The sequence below is a fragment of the Streptomyces sp. NPDC024687 genome (assembly GCF_055559055.1).
The window spans coordinates 26,341-46,255 of sequence record NZ_JBVHLJ010000017.1 but is presented as its reverse complement, the minus strand read 5'-3'; the positions used below and the strand labels follow the sequence as shown (position 1 = coordinate 46,255).

The 19,915-nt window shown below is 68.8% G+C and carries 15 protein-coding genes and 1 pseudogene; 8 read left to right on the top strand and 8 right to left on the bottom strand.

Annotated elements, in window-relative coordinates:
• Positions 1-114 precede the first annotated feature (114 nt).
• From ACZ39I_RS40105 to ACZ39I_RS40085, 5 genes and pseudogenes are all read left to right on the top strand, one after another.
• Entirely contained in the window at positions 115-834 is a 720-nt protein-coding gene (locus tag ACZ39I_RS40105; protein WP_467250444.1) for a FadR/GntR family transcriptional regulator, read from the top strand.
• Positions 835-1,035: 201 nt separating this feature from the next.
• Complete coding sequence (locus ACZ39I_RS40100) at positions 1,036-1,164, top strand: hypothetical protein (RefSeq protein ID WP_467250442.1); 129 nt, start codon at positions 1,036-1,038, stop codon at positions 1,162-1,164.
• A gap of 446 nt (positions 1,165-1,610) precedes the next feature.
• A complete protein-coding gene (locus ACZ39I_RS40095) occupies positions 1,611-2,705 on the top strand; it encodes a substrate-binding domain-containing protein (RefSeq protein ID WP_467250440.1) in 1,095 nt (364 codons plus the stop codon).
• A gap of 199 nt (positions 2,706-2,904) precedes the next feature.
• Positions 2,905-3,042, top strand: a pseudogene (locus ACZ39I_RS40090) (sugar kinase); the annotation flags it as partial.
• 241 nt (positions 3,043-3,283) lie between these two features.
• Positions 3,284-7,357 (top strand): beta-galactosidase, encoded by a 4,074-nt coding sequence (locus ACZ39I_RS40085; protein ID WP_467250438.1) that lies wholly within the window; start codon positions 3,284-3,286, stop codon positions 7,355-7,357.
• 127 nt (positions 7,358-7,484) lie between these two features.
• Here the strand turns inward: ACZ39I_RS40085 and ACZ39I_RS40080 are convergent, their stop codons facing one another.
• On the bottom strand, positions 7,485-8,393 hold the full coding sequence (locus tag ACZ39I_RS40080; protein WP_467250436.1) for an NAD(P)-dependent oxidoreductase: 909 nt from the start codon (positions 8,391-8,393) through the stop codon (positions 7,485-7,487).
• 83 nt (positions 8,394-8,476) lie between these two features.
• Here ACZ39I_RS40080 and ACZ39I_RS40075 point away from each other — a divergent pair, with 83 nt between their 5' ends.
• Positions 8,477-8,848: a winged helix-turn-helix transcriptional regulator gene (locus ACZ39I_RS40075; protein ID WP_467250435.1), complete on the top strand. Its 372-nt coding sequence runs from the start codon at positions 8,477-8,479 to the stop codon at positions 8,846-8,848.
• A gap of 95 nt (positions 8,849-8,943) precedes the next feature.
• Here ACZ39I_RS40075 and ACZ39I_RS40070 read toward each other — a convergent pair whose 3' ends face one another.
• The 3 genes from ACZ39I_RS40070 to ACZ39I_RS40060 form a co-directional block, all read right to left on the bottom strand.
• Complete coding sequence (locus ACZ39I_RS40070; RefSeq protein ID WP_467250433.1) at positions 8,944-9,534, bottom strand: TetR/AcrR family transcriptional regulator; 591 nt, start codon at positions 9,532-9,534, stop codon at positions 8,944-8,946.
• Between the two features lie 763 nt (positions 9,535-10,297).
• A complete protein-coding gene (rox, locus tag ACZ39I_RS40065; protein WP_467250431.1) occupies positions 10,298-11,791 on the bottom strand; it encodes a rifampin monooxygenase in 1,494 nt (497 codons plus the stop codon).
• Between the two features lie 251 nt (positions 11,792-12,042).
• The gene (locus ACZ39I_RS40060; RefSeq protein WP_467250429.1) at positions 12,043-12,720 is read right to left on the bottom strand and encodes a helix-turn-helix transcriptional regulator; all 678 of its coding nucleotides are present in this window, start codon (positions 12,718-12,720) and stop codon (positions 12,043-12,045) included.
• Between the two features lie 97 nt (positions 12,721-12,817).
• On the opposite strand from ACZ39I_RS40060, the gene ACZ39I_RS40055 reads away from it, so the two are divergent.
• A complete protein-coding gene (locus tag ACZ39I_RS40055; protein ID WP_467250427.1) occupies positions 12,818-13,255 on the top strand; it encodes a DoxX family membrane protein in 438 nt (145 codons plus the stop codon).
• Between the two features lie 55 nt (positions 13,256-13,310).
• Here ACZ39I_RS40055 and ACZ39I_RS40050 read toward each other — a convergent pair whose 3' ends face one another.
• From ACZ39I_RS40050 to ACZ39I_RS40035, 4 genes are all read right to left on the bottom strand, one after another.
• Positions 13,311-13,862 (bottom strand): hypothetical protein, encoded by a 552-nt coding sequence (locus ACZ39I_RS40050; protein WP_467250426.1) that lies wholly within the window; start codon positions 13,860-13,862, stop codon positions 13,311-13,313.
• 148 nt (positions 13,863-14,010) lie between these two features.
• Positions 14,011-16,368 carry an alpha-L-fucosidase gene (locus tag ACZ39I_RS40045; RefSeq protein ID WP_467250424.1) on the bottom strand — a complete coding sequence of 786 codons (2,358 nt, stop codon included), beginning with the start codon at positions 16,366-16,368 and terminating at the stop codon, positions 14,011-14,013.
• 167 nt (positions 16,369-16,535) lie between these two features.
• Positions 16,536-17,207, bottom strand: a complete 672-nt coding sequence (locus ACZ39I_RS40040; protein WP_467250423.1) for an enoyl-CoA hydratase-related protein — start codon at positions 17,205-17,207, stop codon at positions 16,536-16,538.
• Positions 17,208-17,250: 43 nt separating this feature from the next.
• Entirely contained in the window at positions 17,251-17,733 is a 483-nt protein-coding gene (locus ACZ39I_RS40035) for an LmrA/YxaF family transcription factor (protein ID WP_467250421.1), read from the bottom strand.
• Between the two features lie 975 nt (positions 17,734-18,708).
• On the opposite strand from ACZ39I_RS40035, the gene ACZ39I_RS40030 reads away from it, so the two are divergent.
• On the top strand, positions 18,709-19,908 hold the full coding sequence (locus tag ACZ39I_RS40030; protein WP_467250420.1) for a hypothetical protein: 1,200 nt from the start codon (positions 18,709-18,711) through the stop codon (positions 19,906-19,908).
• Positions 19,909-19,915: the final 7 nt, after the last annotated feature.

Genomic DNA, 19,915 nt, shown 5'->3' with positions numbered 1-19,915 from the left:
TCTGCCCGCCGGTGCGGTCGCCGTCCCGTCATACGCAGCCCCGTATCATCAGCGTCGCCTTTGGCATGCGGACTGCGGCATGGGTCGGGGCGCGACGTGGAGAAGGGATGCGCGGTGTCTCTGACAGACAGGGCGATCGAGCAGATCCGTGAGCTGATCCGGACCGGAGCGCTGCCCCCGGGATCGAAGCTCCCCCCGGAGCCGGATCTGGCCGCGCAGCTGGGACTGTCCCGCAACCTCGCCCGTGAAGCGGTCAAGGCCCTGGCGGTCGCACGGGTCCTGGAGGTCCGGCGGGGCGACGGCACCTATGTGACCAGCCTCCAGCCGGGCCTTCTGCTGGAGGGACTCGGTGGGGCGGTGGAACTGCTGCAGGGCGACTCGGTCGCTCTCCAGGACCTCATGGAGGTACGGCGGCTCCTCGAGCCCGTTGCCACGGCCCTTGCCGCGACCCGGATCTCCGACGACCAACTGGCCGAAGTCAAGGGGCACTTGGATGCCATGCGTGAGGCGCGCGAGGACGTCGAACGACTCAACGCCCATGACGCGGCCTTCCATCGGGCCGTCGTGTCGGCCACGGGCAACGAATCCCTCCTCGCGCTCCTGGAGGGCATTTCCGGCCGCACGCTGCGTGCCCGGATCTGGCGCGGCCTGGTCGACTCCCGGGCGGCCGGCCGCACCCTCGCCGAGCACGAGGCGATCTTCGAGGCGCTGGCCGCACGCGACGCGGTGCTCAGCCAGGCGGCGGCGCTGCTGCACGTGAGCAACACCGAACGGTGGTTGAAGGAGCACTTGCGCTCGGCCGAGGCCCTTCCCTCCGGTACGACCGCGGGCTGACGGGGAGCCCGCCCGCCTCCTCATGGGTCAGGGCCGCCAAGGGCCTGGTCGGTCCTGACTTGCTGCGCGCGAGGCGCCCCGACGTCGCGGCACGGCAAGAAGGCCCGGGCGAGACGTACCCGGTACGACCGGATGGTGGCCCACCGCAGGCCGAAGAGGGACAACCGGCGTCGACGGGCTACCGCGAGGCGAAGAAACCGCGTGGCGAAGGCGCACATGAAGGTCACCAGGCGGCGGGAGGGCACCGGCCGCAAGTGGGTCAAGAAGGTGGTCCGCGACCACAGCGCGCCTACACCTAAACCACAGCGCGCCTACACCTACACCGGCTGATGCCGATGGCGGAAGACCTCCTGGAGGGCTGCTCCAGGAGGCGGCACCTGCCCCCACAGCACCACAGACCTGACGGAGTCCTGTTGGGACTCCGAGGCCGTGTTTCCGGGCGCGGCCCGGCCAGGGCCGTGACTCCCGTCGGCCGCACACGCTCTCTGTAACCGATCGTGTTCACACCGTTGACATCTTCCTCACCTGCCTCTACCGTCGCGCCGCCATATAGAACGCGTGACGAAATCTCGGACATTCGAAGGCGGTTCCCCTGTGCATGCCCGGAGCAGCGGGAGACAGACCTGTACGGGCAGGACCGCCGACCCCCTGACGTTCGGCCCGTACAGGGCAACCGGGTATCCACCCGCTCCACCCGCACGGCACCTGTCCGAGCACCTGCACGTCTGATGCGCCGTCATCCTGTCAACGACCATAAGAACAAGGACCTATTCACCATGCTCGACCGAAGAGCCGCCCTCGCCGCCCTCGCAGGAACCGCCTCCTTCGCCCTCACCGTGTCCGCCTGCGGCAAGGAGAGCGTCGGCAGCTCCCAGAGCCGCTCCGAGGGCGGCACCGTAGGCATCGCCTTGCCGACCCGGTCCTCCGAGCGCTGGCTCGCCGACGGCAAGAGCGTCGTCGGGGGTCTGAAGAGACGGGGGTACAAGGCCAAGCTGGTCTACGGCGACGACGACCCGAAAGCCCAGCTGTCACAGATCGGGACCCTGATCGAGCAGGGCGTCGACGCACTGATCATCGCGGCCATCGACGCCAAGTCGCTGAACGGCGTGCTTCAGCGGGCCTCCGACGCGCGCATCCCGGTGATCTCCTACGACCGGCTCATCCTCGGCACCGGGAACGTCGACTACTACGTCTCCTTCGACAACGAGATGGTCGGCCGGATGGAAGCCAACTACATCATCGGGAAGCTCGGCCTGGAGAAGGGCAAGGGCCCGTTCAACATCGAGCTCTTCGCCGGTTCCCCCGACGACAACAACACCAAGTACTTCTTCGACGGCTCCATGGCGCTCCTGCAACCGTTCCTGGACAGCAAGCAGTTGATCGTCCCGTCCGGTCAGACCGGGCTGGACCAGCTCACCACCCCACGCTGGGACGGACCCACCGCGCAGAAGCGCATGAGCCTCCTGCTCAGCCGGTGGTACGTCGGCAGGACGCTCGACGCGGTCCTGTCACCGTACGACGGCATCTCCCGCGGTGTCCTTTCCGCGCTGGAGGCGCAGGGCTACGGCTCCGCCGGCAAGCCCCTCCCGATCGTCACCGGCCAGGACGCCGAGCTGCCCTCGGTGAAGTCGATCATCGCGGGCCGGCAGTCGCAGACCGTCTACAAGGACGTCCGCGCCCTCGCCGACGCCGCCGCGTGGATGGTCGACGACATACTCAGGGGCCGGGCGCCGCGGATCAACGACCGGTTCAGCTACAACGACGGCGTCAAGAAGGTGCCCGCCTACCTGCTCCAGCCGCAGAGCCTCGACAAGACCAACGTCGAAGTACTGGTCAGGGACGGCTACTACACCGCCGAGGAGCTCGCGTAGCGACGGGATGTGTCCGAGCCCGGCCCCGGCCCTCAGGCCGGCTGCCGCTCGGACACTCTCGGAGCAACGCCCTGTATTCGTCGGGATGCTGCTCTCGCAGGATCCCAGCCGCTGGTGAACGGCAGTTGACGCGGCTGGCCGTGGCTGTCCAGTTCGTCCGACAGGGTTTCAGCGGAGTGCGGGTCGGCCACTGGAGTGAGACCTCAAGGCCCTGACCCCGCTGCGCCCGAAGCTCGTCCCCAGTCGGCTGAGCGAGGACGCGGTGCTCCTGGGAGCGGTGGCGACAGCCCTCGGCACGGCCCGGGAGCTGTTCGAGCGACGAACGACGACGTCCTGAGCGGCCCCGGCCGACCTTCCGCCCCCAACGCCCCGTCCGTCTTCTCCCGCCCCCATTGTGCTCAGCCAACTGCCCCCCTACTGTTCGACTTTGCCTGAGTCTGTTTGATGCTGATCGCTCAGGCGAGACGGAGGCCGCAGTGCGAGGCAATCGGACCGATGCAGAGACCGCGAGACCCGGTCGCCGCGGGTGGTGGAGGGCGGTCCTCGCGACGGTCGCGACCGTCGCCCTGGCCGTGGGCATGACCGCGCCCGCCGCGGCCAGGGAAGCCGGTGGGACGGCGCCCGCCGCCGCGCCTGCCGCCAACCCGCAGCCGCACACGGTGAGTCTCGACGGCTACTCGTTCCTCGTCGACGGCAAGCGCACCTACCTCTGGTCCGGCGAGTTCCACTACTTCCGGCTCCCGAGCCCGGACCTGTGGCGGGACATCTTCCAGAAGATGAAGGCCGCCGGCTTCAACTCCACCTCGCTGTACTTCGACTGGGGCTACCACTCGCCCAAGCCGGGGGTGTACGACTTCACCGGGGTGCGCGACGCCGACAAGGTCCTCGACATGGCCGAGGAAGCAGGCATCTACGTCATCGCACGCCCCGCGCCGTACATCAACGCGGAGGTCGACAGCGGCGGCCTGCCCGGCTGGCTGACCACCAAGGCGGAGGACAACCGCAGTGACGACCCGCGGTTCCTCAAGTACGCCGACGAGTGGCTGACCCAGATCGACAAGATCATCGCCCGGCACCAACTCACCAACGGCACCGGGTCCGTGATCGCCTATCAGGTCGAGAACGAGTACTACAACGGCTCCGCCTCCGCCCGCTCCTACATGCAGCACCTCGAGGACAAGGCCCGCGCCGACGGCATCACCGTGCCGCTGACCGGCAACAACAACGGCACCTTCAACACCGGCGCCGGCGCCCTGGACGTCGACGGCCCTGACTCCTACCCACAGGGCTTCGACTGCTCCAACCCCACGAAGTGGAACGGCGTCCCCGACATCAGCTACGACCACCCGGCGGGCAAGCCCCTGTACTCGCCCGAGTTCCAGGGCGGCGCCTTCGACCCCTGGGGCGGCCCGGGCTACGACAAGTGCGCCCAGCTGATCAACGACCAGTTCGCCAACGTCTTCTACAAGCAGAACATCGCCGTCGGCGCGACCGCGCAGAGCTTCTACATGACCTACGGCGGCACCAACTGGGGCTGGCTGAGCATGCCCCAGAACTACACGTCGTACGACTACGGAGCCGCGATCCGCGAGACCCGGCAGCTCGATCCGAAGTACGACGAGGACAAGCTGATCGGGTACTTCACCCAGTCGGTGGCCCCGCTGACCAAGACCGACGCGATCAGGAGCACGCCGCCGGACGACTCCGCGGTCGTCGACACCGCCCGGATGAACCCGGACACCAAGACACAGTTCCATGTACTGCGGCACGGGAACTCCACGTCCACGGCGGTCGACAGGGCCCACATCTCCCTGGACTTCAACGCCCAGCCGGCCGGAGACACCACCTACACCTGGGACGACCCCGACTCCGCGCTGCAGTACGCCGGTTCGTGGTCGCACGTGGCCAACCAGAGCTACACCGGCGGCGACTACAAGAAGACCGAGTCGTTCTCCAACAAGGCCGGTGACTCGGTCACCGTCCCCTTCGACGGCACCGCGATCCGCTGGATCGGCTCGAAGACCAACAACCACGGCAACGCCGACGTCTACCTCGACGGCACCAAGGTGGCGACGGTCGACGACTCCGGCGCCGAGAACCAGGCGGTCGTCTTCCAGAAGACCGGCCTGCCGTCCGGGGCACACACGCTGAAGATCGTGGTCGCCGGAAACCACGGCTCCGGGTCCACCGACAACTACGTGGCCATCGACGCCATCGACGTGCCGACCGGTGACGCCGCCGCGAAACCGACCTACCCCGTCGTGCCCCAGCAGCCCGGCACCGCGATCACGCTCGACGGACGCGACTCCCACGTGATCGTGGCGAACTACCGCCTCGGGAACGCCCAGTTGCAGTACTCGACCTCCGAGATCATGACCGGCGCGACCATCGGCGACCGGGACCTCGCCGTGCTCTACGGCGCCCCGGACAGCGACGGCGAGACCGTCCTTCGCTACGCCTCCAAGCCGACGGTGACCGCCACCGGCGGTGCGGTCACGACCACCTGGGACCCGGCCACCGGCGATCTGCGGCTGAACTACACCCACAAGGGCCTGATCCGGATCAGCGTCAGCGGCGGCGGACAGCGCCCGCTGCTGCTGCTCGTGGGCGACAAGGCCACGGCGAAGACCTTCTGGCGTCAGGACACCGCGGCCGGCCCGGTCCTGGTGCGCGGCACGCACCTGCTGCGGACGGCGACCAGTCTGAACGGCGGCCGTACGGTGGCGCTCACCGGCGACAACGCCGACGACCAGAACATCGAGGTGTTCACCTCCGCGGCCCGCGTCACCTGGAACGGCCGGAAGGTGGACACCCGGACCACCGCCACCGGAAGTCTCACCGGCGGGATCCCGACCGCCGCCGCGATCCACCTGCCGACGCTGACGAACTGGAAGCACGCCGAGGAGTCACCCGAAGCGGCCCCCGGCTTCGACGACACCGGCTGGCAGACGGCCGACAAGACCACGACCAACAGCGTGTCCGGCATCAACAAAACGCCGGTGCTCTACGCCGACGACTACGGCTTCCACACCGGCAACACCTGGTACCGCGGCCGCTTCCACGCCACCGGCAAAGAGACCGGCATCCACCTGGTCTCGGACTCCGGCGGCGGCGCACAGGCGTTCTCCGCCTGGCTCAACGGCACCTTCCTGGGCAGCTCCACCACCGGCAGTGCCGACTTCACCTTCCCGGCCGGTGCGGTCAAGTCCAAGGGCGACAACGTCCTCTCCGTGCTCACCGTGAACATGGGGCACGAGGAGGACTACAACTCGACCAACGGCAACAAGACCGCGCGCGGTCTGACCAGCGCCTCCCTCGTGGGAGCGCCGCTGACCTCCGTCACCTGGCGCCTTCAGGGCGTACGCGGTGGCGAGGAGCTGCAGGACACGGTGCGCGGCCCGCTCTCGACGGGCGGCCTGTACGGCGAGCGGGCGGGCTGGTCCCTGCCGGGTTACCCGGACGCCAAGTGGAACCGGGTCACTCTGCCGACGACCGACACCCGCCCCGGAGTGTCCTGGTACCGCACCGACGCCACTCTGGACCTGCCGCGCGGCCAGGACACCTCACTGGGCCTGACGTTCACCGATGACCCGGCGCGCAAGTACCGGGCCACGGTCTTCGTGAACGGCTGGCAGGTCGGCAACTACGTCAACTACCTCGGCCCGCAGCACACGTTCCCCGTCCCCAACGGCATCCTCGACCCGAACGGCCGCAACAGCATCGCCATCGCCGTGTGGAACCTGGACGGCAGCACCGGCGGCCTCGGCAAGGTCTCGCTCACCGACTACGGCAGCTACGCCTCGTCCCTGCGCGTCGCGCAGAACGACAGCCCCCGCTACGACTCCCGTAAGTACGCGATGCCGAGGCCTCCGGGCACGGAGGTCACCCTCGCCGTGCCCGACACCGCTCAGCCGGGGGAGGCCTTCACGGCCCGGACGACCGTGCGGGTGCCCAAGAGCGGATCGCCCGCGTCCCGGCTGACACCCTCGCTCTCCGCTCCCGACGGCTGGACGGTGAGCGATCCGAGCCCCGCGTCCCTCAAACGCCTGCAACCGGGCGCGTCGGCGACCTTCACCTGGACGGTCCGGCCACCGACCGGTGATCTGCCCGCCGCCTCGGCGCTCGGCACCGCGGTGCGGTACGACCAGAACGGACGGCAGCACACGGGAGCCGACGAGCGCATTGTCGGCGGGATACCACCGGCCCCTCCGGCCGGTAAGAACGCGGTGAGCGGCCTGCCGTTCCTGTCCTCCACCAACGGGTGGGGCCCGGTCGAGCGCGACAGCAGCGTCGGCGAGCAGGCCGCCGGGGACGGCCGTGCGATCAGTATCGGCGGCGTGGGCTACGCCAAGGGCCTCGGCACCAATGCCCTCAGCGACGTCCAGCTCTACCTCGCCGGAAACTGCTCCCGCTTGACGGCGCAGGTCGGCGTCGACGACGAGACGGGCGGCGCCGGAACGGTCACGTTCTCCGTGATCGCGGACGGCAAGACGCTGGTCACCACGCCGACGATCAGCGGCGGACAGACAGCCGTCCCCGTCGACGTCGACGTCAGCGGCGCCCAGGTGGTCGACCTCAAGGTCGGCGACGGCGGCGACGGCAACGGCAACGACCACGGCGACTGGGCGGTACCGACACTGACGTGCGGCTGACGGCCGACGGGAGGAAGTGGGCCCCGGTGGCGACGAGGGCAGGATTCGAACCGTCGTCCACACGGATCAGAGCCGGGCGCTCCTCATTGTCTCCACTGCTTGTCCGCGTGCGGCCGGGCGCGGTCGGTCAGTGCGGTGCTCGGATGCTGTCGATGATGCGGGTCCAGTGGTCGCTGCCATGGCCGTTCTCGATCGCGTGCCGGTAGTGGGCCTGTACGGCCAACGGGAGCGCGAGGTCGAGGCCGAGTGACGTGCTGGTCGCGACGATGTGGTCGGCCGTCGCACCCATCATGGTGATGGTGCTGAGGTCGCCCGGATGCAGTCCGGCGTCAAGCGCCGCGCCGGGCTTCTCCTCGCCGGCCCTGAGGATGTCGCCGATCGAGTCGGTGAAGGAGAGCAACTCCGGCAGCGCTTCCGATGCCTTCATCCCTGCCGTACCCAACATCGCGGTGGCGTGCATCAGTGCCGACAGGGTGGTGAGGAACACCGCGAGTTGGGCCTGGTACATCATCTGGGCGAGGCCCGGGTCGTCGCCCAAATACCTTGGTTTTCCGAGCAGTGTCAACGTCGCCCGGTGGTCCTCCATCACCTGGTCGTGGCCGCTGTAGTAGACGTAGGCCGCCTCTGTGCCGACCATCGGCGCGGGAACCATGGCCCCTCCGGTGAGGAACGTGGCGCCGTGGCCCGCCGCCCAGTTCGCCGCCTCTCGTGTGCGGTCGGGAGTGTCGGAGCTCAGGTTGACCAGTGTGCGGCCGGCGAGCGATGCGGTGGCGCTGTCGAGGATGTCGTACATCGCCTGGTAGTCGGTGAGGCTGAGGATCACGAGATCGCTCGCCTCGACCGCCTCGCGGGGTGTCGCCGCGAGCGTCGCTCCGTCGGCGACGACGCCGTCGGCCCGGCCGGGGGTGCGGTTCCAGACGGTGACCGGATGGCCCGCGGTGAGAAGGGTGCGGGTCATCGCCCGGCCCATCGGGCCGAGCCCGATCACGGTGACAGCGCTGTTCTGCCCGGTGGTGGAGTGCAGTTGTTCGTTCACTCCTCCATGCTCGGCGGGCACGGCTAGTGTCGGAAGTACCCACTATTTTCTGCGGTACTTACCTTTTAGTAAGGGGTTCGGGGATGGCCAAGGCGCCGAGGTGCGGGCCGTACATCTGTGGCATCGACGCCGCGCTCGACGTGGTGAGCGGGAAGTGGAAAGGGCTGATCCTCTGGGAACTCGAAGCCCATGGCATACGCCGCTTCGCTGAGCTTCGTCGCGGGTTACCGGGCGTGAGCGAGAAGATGCTGACGCAGCACCTGCGCGAGATGGAGGAGGACGGTCTCGTGCACCGGAAGGTGTACGCCGAGGTGCCGCCGCGTGTGGAGTACTCCCTCACCGAGCACGGGCACACGCTCAACCGAGCGCTCGAGCCGCTCGGCGCCTGGGGAGCCGAGCGGATACGCCGCGAAGGCTCCGCAGCGGTTGAAGTGGCCGAGGCATCACGCGGTTAGGCATGCGGGGGCGTCGGCGCTCACGAGCCTCGACCACGTCCTGCCGGAACGGTCCCGGGGCAGCCCGCCGGGGCTGCCCCGCCCGGTTCACCTGTCTACCGCGGTTGGCGCAGTCCCGCGACGAGGAGTGCGACCAGGGTGCGCGGGTCATAGCTGGGGTCGTTCTCCGCGCCGACGCACAGGTTGCCCACGCCGCGCATCAGCTGAAGCCCTCCGATGTGGGAGCGGATCTCACCGGCGGCCGCAGCAGAGTCGAGGAGTTGCGTGCACACCGGTACGAGGTGGTCGATGAAGTAGGCGTGCAGCGTCTCGAAACCGGCGTTGTCGTGCTGCAGGGCGGCGGCGAGTCCGTGCTTGGTCACCAGGAAGTCGACGAAGAGGTCGATCCACTGTTCCAGCGCCTCGTAGGCGGTGGCGCAGCTCGCCAGCAGCGCGGGGCCTGCCGCGGCGCACGTCTCCACCTGATGGCGGAAGACCGCGACGATCAGATCCGCCCGGGTGGGGAAGTGCCGGTAGATCGTACCGATCCCGACCCCTGCCCGGGCCGCGATGTCGCGTACCGGCGCGTCCACACCCGAGGTGACGAAGACGGCGGCGGCCGCGTCCAGCAGGATCTGCTTGTTGCGCCGCACGTCCTTGCGCTGGGACCCGGCGGCCTTCTCCGTGCCCTGGCGACTGTCGCTCACCGCGAGGCTCCTTCGTCTGTCGTCACATCGCACTGCGGATCCGTGTCCGTATCGCTCCGTGGAACGGAGTTCCGTTTCGCCATGATGGCAGATCGAGCCGTCGGGCCGCCTCTTGCCGGCACCAGTGCCGTGGGCGGGCCGGGGGTACACGATGCCCGCGGATCATGCGGGCGCGCTGCTGCCGCCCGGAGGACGACGGAGCAGGTGCAGACACACGACCGAGGCGATGACGGTCCGCCGCTCGGCGGTGTCCAGGCCAGGGGATGCGGATCGGTCTCCGTGAGCTGCCATTCGGTGGACAGATGGCCCCGCCGCGTGAGGAGAAGTCGGCGTCCTCGCTCCGTCCGGAGGCTCAGCTGCCAGGTCCTGATGAATGTCCCGGCACTGGCAGTGCCGGCCGCCCGGCCCGTGTCGTCGGTGAAGCGGAACGTCGCCGGCTCGAACTGCTCGACACGGACGAGGCACTCGCCGGACGCCTTCGTGAGGAGCGAGTGCGTGTCGTCGGTGTGCGTGACGTGGGCGAGCAGGGTCCCCTCCACGGTCGACACGGTCAGAGCCGGTCCCGTGTACCTGCGCGGGCGAACAGCTCGGTTTCCGTCGTTCGTCTTTCGTCCGCCGCCACGGATCCCCCCGCCCTCGACCGAGTACGTCCACTGTGCGCAGGAGACACGGGCGACGAACGACCTGCCGGTGATCGTGATCCCCGGCAGGTCGTCCGCCCGCGACGCCGAGTGATCCACTCGGCGGTGCCTTTCCCCCTCAATCAGTCGACGGGCCTGCCGAACCAGCGGGAGAGATGGTTGTCCAGTTCGTGCTGGTCTTCGCCGATCCAGGCGACGTGGCCGTCAGGGCGTAGCAGGACGCACGGAACATCAAGGGCCGCGGTGGGGTCCGCGAGGTAATCGACCCGGTCCGCCCAGCCGCCCACAGTCAGGCGCTCGGTGCGGTCCAGCAGCAGACCGCGGCCGCGGTGCAGCAGCTCGTAGAGGTGGCCGCGTTTCAGGTCGAGGTCGGGCAGGCGGCGGCCGAGGAGGTCGGGGCCGTCGCCGAAGTCGTAGCGGATGCCCGTTGCGGTGATCTTCTCGATCAGATGGCGGTTCACCACGTCGAAGTCCATCAGCTCGGTGAGCAGCTTCCGCACGGCCTGCGGGCCCGGTTCGGGGGACAGGAGTTCCATCTGGGCGCGGGTGTTGGCCAGCACGTCCTCGGCGACCGGTTGGCGTTCGGTCTGGTAGGTGTCCAGGAGTGTTTCCGGTGCTCGGCCGCGGATCTGTGCGGCCAGTTTCCAGCCGAGGTTGAACGCGTCCTGAACGCCCAGGTTGAGACCTTGGCCGCCGGTGGGCGGATGGATGTGTGCCGCATCGCCGGCCAGCAGCACCCGCCCGACCCGATACCGTTCGGCCAGCCGCGTGGCATCCCCGAAACGGGACAACCAGCGCGGGGAGTGCACCCCGAAATCGGTGCCGGCGACGGCACGCAGTTGTCGCCTGAAGTCCTCGAGGGTGGGCGGTTCCGCGCGGTCGGTGACCCCCGCGGCGGGAACCACGACGCTGTAGACCCCTCCGCCGAAGGGCCGGAGCCAGAACCGATGAAGCGTCTCCCGGAGGTGGTTCACCTTGGCGGCGATCTCCTCCTGCGGCACACCCACTTCCATCTCGCCCATCAGCGTCTCGGTCCGCGAGGGCTCGCCGGGGAAGCCGACGCCGAGCAGTTTGCGCACCGTACTGCGGCCGCCGTCACAGCCGACGAGGTAGCGCGAGCGCAGCCGTTCGCCGTCGGCCAGCTCGACGGTCACGCCCTCGTCGTCCTGTTCGAAACCGGCCACCGCGCACCCGCGCCGGACCTGCGCACCCTGCTGGGTCGCATGCTCCTCGAGCAGGCCGACGATGACGGGCTGCGGGATTCCCAGGAGGTAGGGGTGGGGGGAGTCCAGGCCCTGGGGCGCGGGCTTGTTGATGGCGGCGAAGAGCCCGCCGGCCGGTCGCTGTCTGCCGTGCCGGCGGATGCGATCCAGCAGTCCGCGCATGGCCATCAGCTCGAGACTGCGCATGTGGAGACCGACGATGCGGACGAAGGACACGGGCTCGGTGTCCTTCTCCAGCACGAGCACCCGCACATCGTGCAGCCGTAGTTCGGCGGCCAGCATCGCGCCGGTCGGCCCGCACCCGGCGATGATCACGTCGAAGTCGAATCTGAGGGGCGGGCGATCGGCGCCGGAAGCCGACGACGGCTCGGCGGTGAACTGCGGAGAGTCCATAGGTGTTGCCTTTCGGGAGTGCCTTGTTGGCCAGGCGCTCCCGGCGACACCTACGTCAATCGCCGGCCGTGACCGGAAAGGGGGAGCACCCACATCACTACAGCGTTCATGGGTCTCACCTCCTCAGGCGGTGTCACGGTCGACTGCAAACTACAAGCCCGATCACCACGCCGTCCAACCCTTTTCACGACCACTGCGCCTCCGCGTCGACGGCCGGTGGCGAGTACGACCGGTGCTGTCACGCGAGGCGATCAGGCGACGGGCTCCAACCGGACGCAGCACCGGCCCGGGGCGGGTGACAGACAGGCTGCGTACGCGCGCTCGCCCAGCCCGTGAAGAACGCCGTGCAGCAGATGCAGGTTCATGCCGCACACCGTCTGCGTGTACTCACGGGCCAGGGCGTGGAAGGGGCAGTTGCCGAGCACGATGGCGCCGTCCTCGTGTCGTGGCTCGAATCCGTGCCGTTCGAGCAGGTCGAGAAGACTTCCGCTGCCCGGTCCGCCCATCAGCGTGCCGAGCTCTTCGGCCTTGCGGTGCAGCACTTCCTGTACCGGCTCACCGGTCGCGCCGGATTCCTCCACCGACTGTGCGAGGAGTCGTCCGGCGAGCTCGTAGCGCCGGTCGGGCAGGCTGACGGCGATCTGTTTCGCCGAACGCCGGTAGAGCTTGGCCGGCCGGCCCGCCCCCGGACCCGTACGCCCGCTGCGCCGCTCGTAGACCACGTCGAGCAGGGATTCATCGGCCAGACGGTCGAGGTGGAACGCCGCGGTCTGCCGCGCCAGGCCCAGTGCGGCGGCCGCGTCGTCCCGGCTGACAGGGCGGGGCTGGCGCACCACATGGTCGTACAGCCTCCTGCGCGTCGGCTCGTCCAGAGCGGCGATGGCGGAGACGTCGGTGTCGCGTACTTCCTTCGGGTCGTCCACGAACACCAGTGTAAAACCAACAGCTCTTGACTAAAGAAGGTGCTCGGAGCTTCTATAGGTAATGAGAGTTGCCGATAGAAGGAAGAGGAAGGGAAGAGTCGTCATGACCTCCGCAACCACCAGCGCCACGTCCTCCGCCACCCCGCGGCGTGCGCTGCTCGCCGATCCCGGCTATCAGGCGTTCGTGATCCTGCGCACCGCCTTCACGGTGGCGCCGATCCTGTTCGGGCTGGACAAGTTCACCAACCTGATGGTCGACTGGCCCGCCTACCTCGCGTCCTGGGTCAACGACCTCGTTCCCGGCAGCGCCCAGGCGGCCATGTACGCCGTGGGCGTGATCGAAGTCGTAGCCGGCATCACCGTCGGCCTCGCGCCCCGCTTCGGAGCCTGGCTGGTGGCCGGCTGGCTGGCGGGCATCATCCTCAACCTGCTGACCATCCCCGACTACTACGACATCGCGCTGCGCGACTTCGGCCTCCTCCTCGCCGCTGTCGCACTCGCCCGCCTCGCCGAGCGCTACCTCGGCAAGCGGCAGCAGTGAACCAGGGCGTCCGTGGCGTCCTCGTCGTCCCCGTCGACCACCGAGGTGACGAGCGCTACCGCGAAGCCGTCTGACGAGTGGGCCGAGGCTTCGGTTGGTGGCCGGCGGGCACGAAAACGAGCACGTAGTCCTCGAAACCCTCGTGCGTGCCCCGTCTCGCACGGCCTACGGCTGCCTCGAATCGGACTCGGGAGTCCTGGCGGCCCCTGGCGTAGACGTGGACTGCGTAAACCATGGCCGGGTCGAGGGCCAGTGAAAAGTCATCGCCCTCTCCTCCGGAGATCCAGCCCATGGCGGGCATCGCGGGGCCGGTGGTGGGGCCGGCCAGCCCCATCCGCCCGCCGTAGATCGGCGGATAGGGCCAGGTGCCGAGCAGTTGCCACTGTTCCGCCTGCGGGACGGGCTCCGCGTCGGACAGCATGAGAGTCACCCAGGCGTCATGCGCCTGCACGTTGCTGACGATGGTGAGCCGGCCGGGCGTGAGGATCACCGGGGCGTCGGTGTCGAAGTCCGGTGCCTGTGTGGTGGGGTCGAAACCGGGCTCCACATACTCACTGACGTAGAAGTGCGAGTAGGCGATGCTGACGACACCGCTGACCAGGTCCATGCTCTGACGGTACGTGGACGTCACGTCAGCGGCGCTCCGTTCGTTGAGACGCACATGGACGCACCCCCCGGCGCCGGCACATCGAGTGCCCGGCGCCAAGGAGTGCGTCATCGTCCGGGAGCAGCGTTCGCCGGGCGCGGTGGAGCGGTCAGGAGTTCCACTTCACCTTGAAGACCCAGACGTGCTGGCCGGCCTTGCGGGCCGCCGTGGGGACGTCGATCACCAGCGCGCCCTTGTTTACGGTCCAGGTCAGTGGCCGGTCGTGGCCCAGCATCGTCACAGTGTCCCCGCTGCGGATCGGGACCGGCGCCTCGATGGTCAGCCGCGAGCCGGGCTGTGCCAGGGAGTGGATGTAGAAGGCCCGGTTCGGGCGGACGGTGAAGCGGATGTCGTCACCCAGTTCCGCCATCTTCGACCAGTACGTGGTGTCGTAGACGGCCTCGCCGTTCGTCCGCAGCCACCGGCCCGTCTCGCGCAGCCGCGTCTGCATGATCTCCGGGATGGTGCCGTCGGCACGCGGGCCGATGTCGAGCAGGAAGTTGCCGTTCTTGGAGACGATGTCCACCAGGCTCTGCACGACCTGTTCCGTCGTCATGTAGGAACCGTCGGGAGTGGCCTGGTTGTAGCCGTAGCTGAACGGGTCCAGGCCGCGGCTGGACTCCCATTTGGCGATCACGGTGTTGTCGTACGTCGTGTACTCGGGCGTCGTGAAGTCGTGGAAGGAGATCCCCGAGCGGTTGTTGACGGTGACGTCGATGGGACGGGCCCGGTTCTTGGCGTGGTTGAAGTACTCGGCGAGCACGTGCACGCTGTCGTTGGCGCCGCCGATGTCGCACCAGATGAGCTCCGGGTCGTAACCGTGGATCAGCTCCAGCATCTGCGGGGCCTGATAGTCCTTCACGAAGTCCTTGCCCGCGGTGTATCCGGTGTACGGCACGGGGTCGAGGGTGTACGGGTTGCGCGGGGCGTGGCCCATCCAGGGGTTGTCCGGGTTGAACCACTCGGGCATCGAGAAGTAGAGGCCGCGGTGGAGCTCGGGCGTGTAGCGCCGGGACGCCTCGAACAGCTCCTTGATCAAGTCCCGCTTCGGGCCTATCTTCACGGCGTTGCGGTCGGAGACCTTGGTGTCCCACAGGGCGAATCCCTCGTGGTGCTTGGAGGTCAGCACGTGGTACTGGGCACCGGCGTCCCGGAACAGTTCGACCCAGGATCGCGGGTCGAACTTCTCCGCGGTGAAGCGCGGGATGAAGTCGTCGTAGGCGAAGTCCTCGCCGTAGGTGTCCCGGTGGTGGGCGTACGTGGGGTTGTTCGGGTCCTGCATCTGGTCCCAGTACCACTCGGCGTATTGCGTGCCGACCGGCGCCCAGGCCGGCACCGAGTACACACCCCAGTGGATGAAGATGCCGAACTTGGCGCTGTGGAACCAGTACGGCGCCTGGTGACCGGAGAGGGAGGTCTCGGTCGGCTGGTAGTCGGCGACGCCGAGGGACAGTCGGCTGCGCTGGGTGGCGGCCGTGGCACCGCGGCCGGTGACCGTCACCGCGCCGTCCTGGGCGGTGCCGGGTGCCGTCCCCGTGCGGTTGCGGATACCGATGCGGACGCGTGCCTGCTCGCCGGGGTCGAGGCGGCGGACGGCGGCGGTCTCCACGGTCCGGGCGCCCGGCACCGTGACCTGTACCGACACGTCGTCACCGGCCAGGACGGCGACGGTACCCGCGTTGACGACGGTGGCCTCGATGCTCTGGGCGCCGGTGGACGGCAGGAGCGAGTTGGTGGAGTGGGCGTCGCGCAGAATCAGCGCGCGTCCCTGGGCGACCGGCTGGAGGGAGAGCGCGAACACGTGCAGCGAGGCCTGGTTCGGCTCGGGTGCGTGCGTGACCGGCAAGGTGATGGCGATCGCCTCGCGCTGCGGGTCGACCCACACCTCCGATGTGCCGATGCCGACGCTGTGTTCGTCCTTCGCGCCGCTCGGACCGTAGCGGTACGGCGCCGACAGCGAACCGCCCGCCGCGTACCAGTCCGCTCCGGTGAGGCCGGCCGTCGTGGTCGATCCGTCCGCGTAGTGCACCGTGGCCTTGCCCGAGGCGTTGCCGTAACTCCCCGAGGTGAGGAAGTAGGCCGCCATGTAGCGGCCCTTGGGCAGATCGATGCGCTGGCCGAGCGCGATGACGTTGTTCTTGGCGCCTGCGGCCGAGGACGGGAAGACGAAGGGAACGCCGTCCACCTCCACCTGGCCCGCCGGGAGTTCCTCGCCCGGGAACGTGTAGCCGGAGCCGTCGAAATCGCCGCCCCGGGCGGATGTGGTGTCGATGCCGTCGTTGTCGTAGAGGCTGTCGAGGGGGACGGGAACCGGAGCGGGCACGGGCGCCCACGTCCGACTCTGCTGGGCGGCCGTTGTACCCGTCTGAGCAGCGTGTGCGTCGGTCGCGGAGGCGAAGGGAAGAGCGGCTGAGGCAGCGACACCCGCCGTGACGCCGAGGACTTGACGTCTTGGATACGTACTCATGGCGGCTCCCAATCATCGGATGTCTTGATGATTGGGGAGGCGTAGGGGAGTGTCAATGGGGCGAGCAAGGAAGAGAGTTGAAGGAGAGGTCGGATGGTTCGACGCTTGGGAAGGGCTCGCCCGCGATCGATGAGCTTCTCCTCGGTCGCAAGAGGTGAGGTGCCGCCTCAGCCGAGCGGGTCGGCGGTGTCGCGCAGGATGGCCAGGACCGGCCCGTACATGCGGGCCTTGATGGTGCCGAGGGTGTCACCGGCCTTGTTCACCTGCGACCGGGCGAGCTCGATCGCGGTGGAGCGTACGGCGTCCTCGCCGGTCGCCCGATCGACGATGCCGTCGGCCGCGGCGTCGGCGCCGCCGTAGCGGCGGGCGGTGACCATGGCCTCGTGAGCGGTTCGAGGCGTGAGCCGGGCCTGGATGAGGGCTGCCATGCCGGGGGTGAAGGGGATGTTGATGTCCGCTTCTGGCAGGCACCAGTAGCCGCGGTCGGCGCGCATGACGCGGAAGTCGTGGGCGAGGGAGAGCATCGCGCCGGCGGCGAAGGTGTGCCCCTGCAGTGCGGCCACCGTGATGACCGGCAGCGACAGCAGCCGCGCGAACAGCTCGTGGACGGAGACGACGTAGTCCTGGTGCTGGTCGGCGTGCGCGAACAGCCACTCCAGGTCGAGTCCGTTGGAGTAGAACTTGCCGGTGGCGGCGGTGACCAGGGCGCGCGGACCCTCGGCTTTCTCCACCTCGTCGAGCGCGGCCCCGACGGCGGCGATCCAGTCGGGGTGGAAGCGGTTCTCACCGTCTCCGAGGTCGAGGACGAAGACGTTGTCCTGACGGTCGAGCGAGACCATGGCGACTCCTTCGAGCTGTGCGGTGATGGCAGGGGGCTGCGGGTCAGGCCTGGGGCCCGGGTTCTGCGCCCGGGCGGTTGCGCAGGGCGTGGAGGAGCAGGTCGTGGATCTCGGCGGCGGCGGCCTCGATCGGGGCGGTGCTTCGCTCGGCGCGGCACATGACGACCGCCCCTTCGACCGAGGCGATGATGAAGGCGCCGAGTCTGCGGCTGCGTTCCTCGCCCAGGCCGTGCCGCAGCAAGAGTCCCGCGAGGGCTTCCTGCCAGCGGGCGAACACAGCGGCGGCCGAGCGGGCGAGCCGGGGTGCGTCGTCGTTGGTCTCGACGGCCACCGCCACGATCGGACAGCCGGCCCGAAAGCCGCTCTCCACGAGCCGATCACTCCACAGCGCGAAGAACGCGTCGACGGCCTGCACCGGGTCGTCCGCCTGCAGGGCGGCATCGATCAGACCGGCGATGAAGTCCCCGGCCAGAGCCACCGCCTCGTCGATGAGCTGCGCCCGCCCACCGGGGAAGTGGTAGTACACCGAGCCTCGCGGGGCGCCGCTGCGGGCGAGTCATCCGGTCCCGGGTGTCACTCTTGCGCGGACTCACCCACCCACGTCCCTTCGACGGCGTAGCACCTTGGAAGGGGGCTACCTGTCGGTAACTTAGAGGTTAGGCCATAGAACATGCAAGACAAGAACCCCGACGGGGCAGCGCCAGGCCGTGGGCACACGCCGCCTTCGGTTGCCTCGCCGCGCGCGGTGTCCGCCGACCTTCACCTCGTACGTCGGTGGGAGCTTGGCGGCGACGGCCGCCTGCTGGCGCTCCCGCTCAGCCAGCAGGCGGCGTGTCGGCGGCGCGGCCGCTGCGGTACGGCAGTGCCGCCGCATGGCGCGAGCCCGGGACGCGCTGGACGGACCGGGCCCTGAAGTGGCCTGTGGTCGGGAGGAAATTTCGCCGTTCCGCAGAGCGTCTCGCCGGACCGTAGGTCTGTCATCACCCACACGAGTGGTGCCGGGTCCGGCCCGCGGGGTGGCGCGGCATGCCGGGAACCACCGTGCACGTTGGGGGAGGCCCGCGCCGTTCGGAGCCACTGTCCGCCTGGACCACCGGCGGGTGGCATGCGCCGAGCCGCTAGGCCCTTCGGCCGGCTCGGCGGCGTCATGGAGGGTGCGCCCGGCCCTGCCGGGTTCGGCGCCGTCGGCCTGCAGGTGCCAGCTCCGGCACCGAAGTCGGCTCCTCCGAACAGGGCGTAGCAGGTCAGGCCCACGCCGGACCCGCTCCGTGACAGTGCTCCCCGGTACCTGCCCGCGGTGGGCGTTTACCTCCGCGCCCGCCAAGCCGCTCGGCGTGCGGCGCTCGGGCCATCCGAACGGCGGAGGGATGCGGCCGTCCGGACGTCTGCGGTGGCCGGAACGTCCGGGTGATTGAAACCTGACGGCGGTTCCCTGGTACCGAAACGCACTACGGCGTCGGGGGTACTGCACCCGCCCGTCCCGTCGCAAGGAGCGCTTGTCATGACCTTCAACCCCCTGGAACAGCGGGGTATCCCGCTGGACCGCCAGCTGCGCAACTGGCGCGAGCTGAACGTGGAGCCGATCGACCCCGACCGATGTGACCCCTACACCCGCTGCCGGATCATCACGATGAACGGCATCGAGGTGGAGGCGATCCTCTTCAGCCACCAGCTGGCCCGCAACACCGTCGACCCGGAGGTGAAGCGGCAGCTCGCCCGCACCCGGTACATCGAGGCCCAGCAGCAGAAGGTCGTCAACTGGCTGCTGCCGGGTGTGTCGTCGGTACTGGAAACGACGATCGCCTACGAGCAGGTCGCGGTGGACCTGACGGCGTGGGTCGCGCGGATGGAGCCGGACCCGTACCTGAAGCAGGCGTACCAGTTCGGGGTGCTGGAGGACTTCGACCACCTGTACCGGTACGCCAACCTCTACGAGATGATCGAGCACCGCAAGGCGGAGTCGATCGTCGACAGCCTCACGGAGGTCATGCCCGGCCGGCCGACGAAGTTCCACCACCGTGACCCGTACGACAACGTCCGCGACCCGTACGACACGACGGTCACGAACCCGCTGTCCAAGCTGCACGCGCTGACGATCATGTCGGCGGAGCAGCAGACCATGAACTTCTACATGAACACCGGCCCCACCTACATGGAGCCGATCGCCCGCCGGCTCTACCAGGAGATCGGGCTGATCGAGGAGGAACACGTCACGCACTACGAGTCCCTGGTGGACCCGGGCGAGACGTGGTGGGAGCAACTGGTCAACCACGAGTACAACGAGTGCTACCTGTACTACTCCTTCATGGAGCAGGAAAGCGACCCCAGGGTCAAGGCGATCTGGGAGCTGCACCTGAACATGGAGCTCGAACACCTGCACACCGCCTGCGATCTGATGCGCCGTCACGACGGGCGTGAACCGCAGGAAGTCCTGGCTCCGGAGCTGCCCAACGTGCTCACGTTCGAGCCGAACAAGCAGTACCTGCGGGAGCTGCTGGACACGCAGATGGACCTGACCACGCTCGGCGCCGGCTATGTGCGCGAGGCGCACGAGCGGTTCGAGAAGATGCAGGAGCAGATCCACGGCGGTGAACAGCCGCCGAGCGAGCAGGTCATCGCGGAGCACGACGAGATGTTCGGTCGTGAGTACCGCGTCCAGTCCGAGGGCGAGCATCCCGACCCCGCCATGCGCGAGAAGTGAGGGGAGC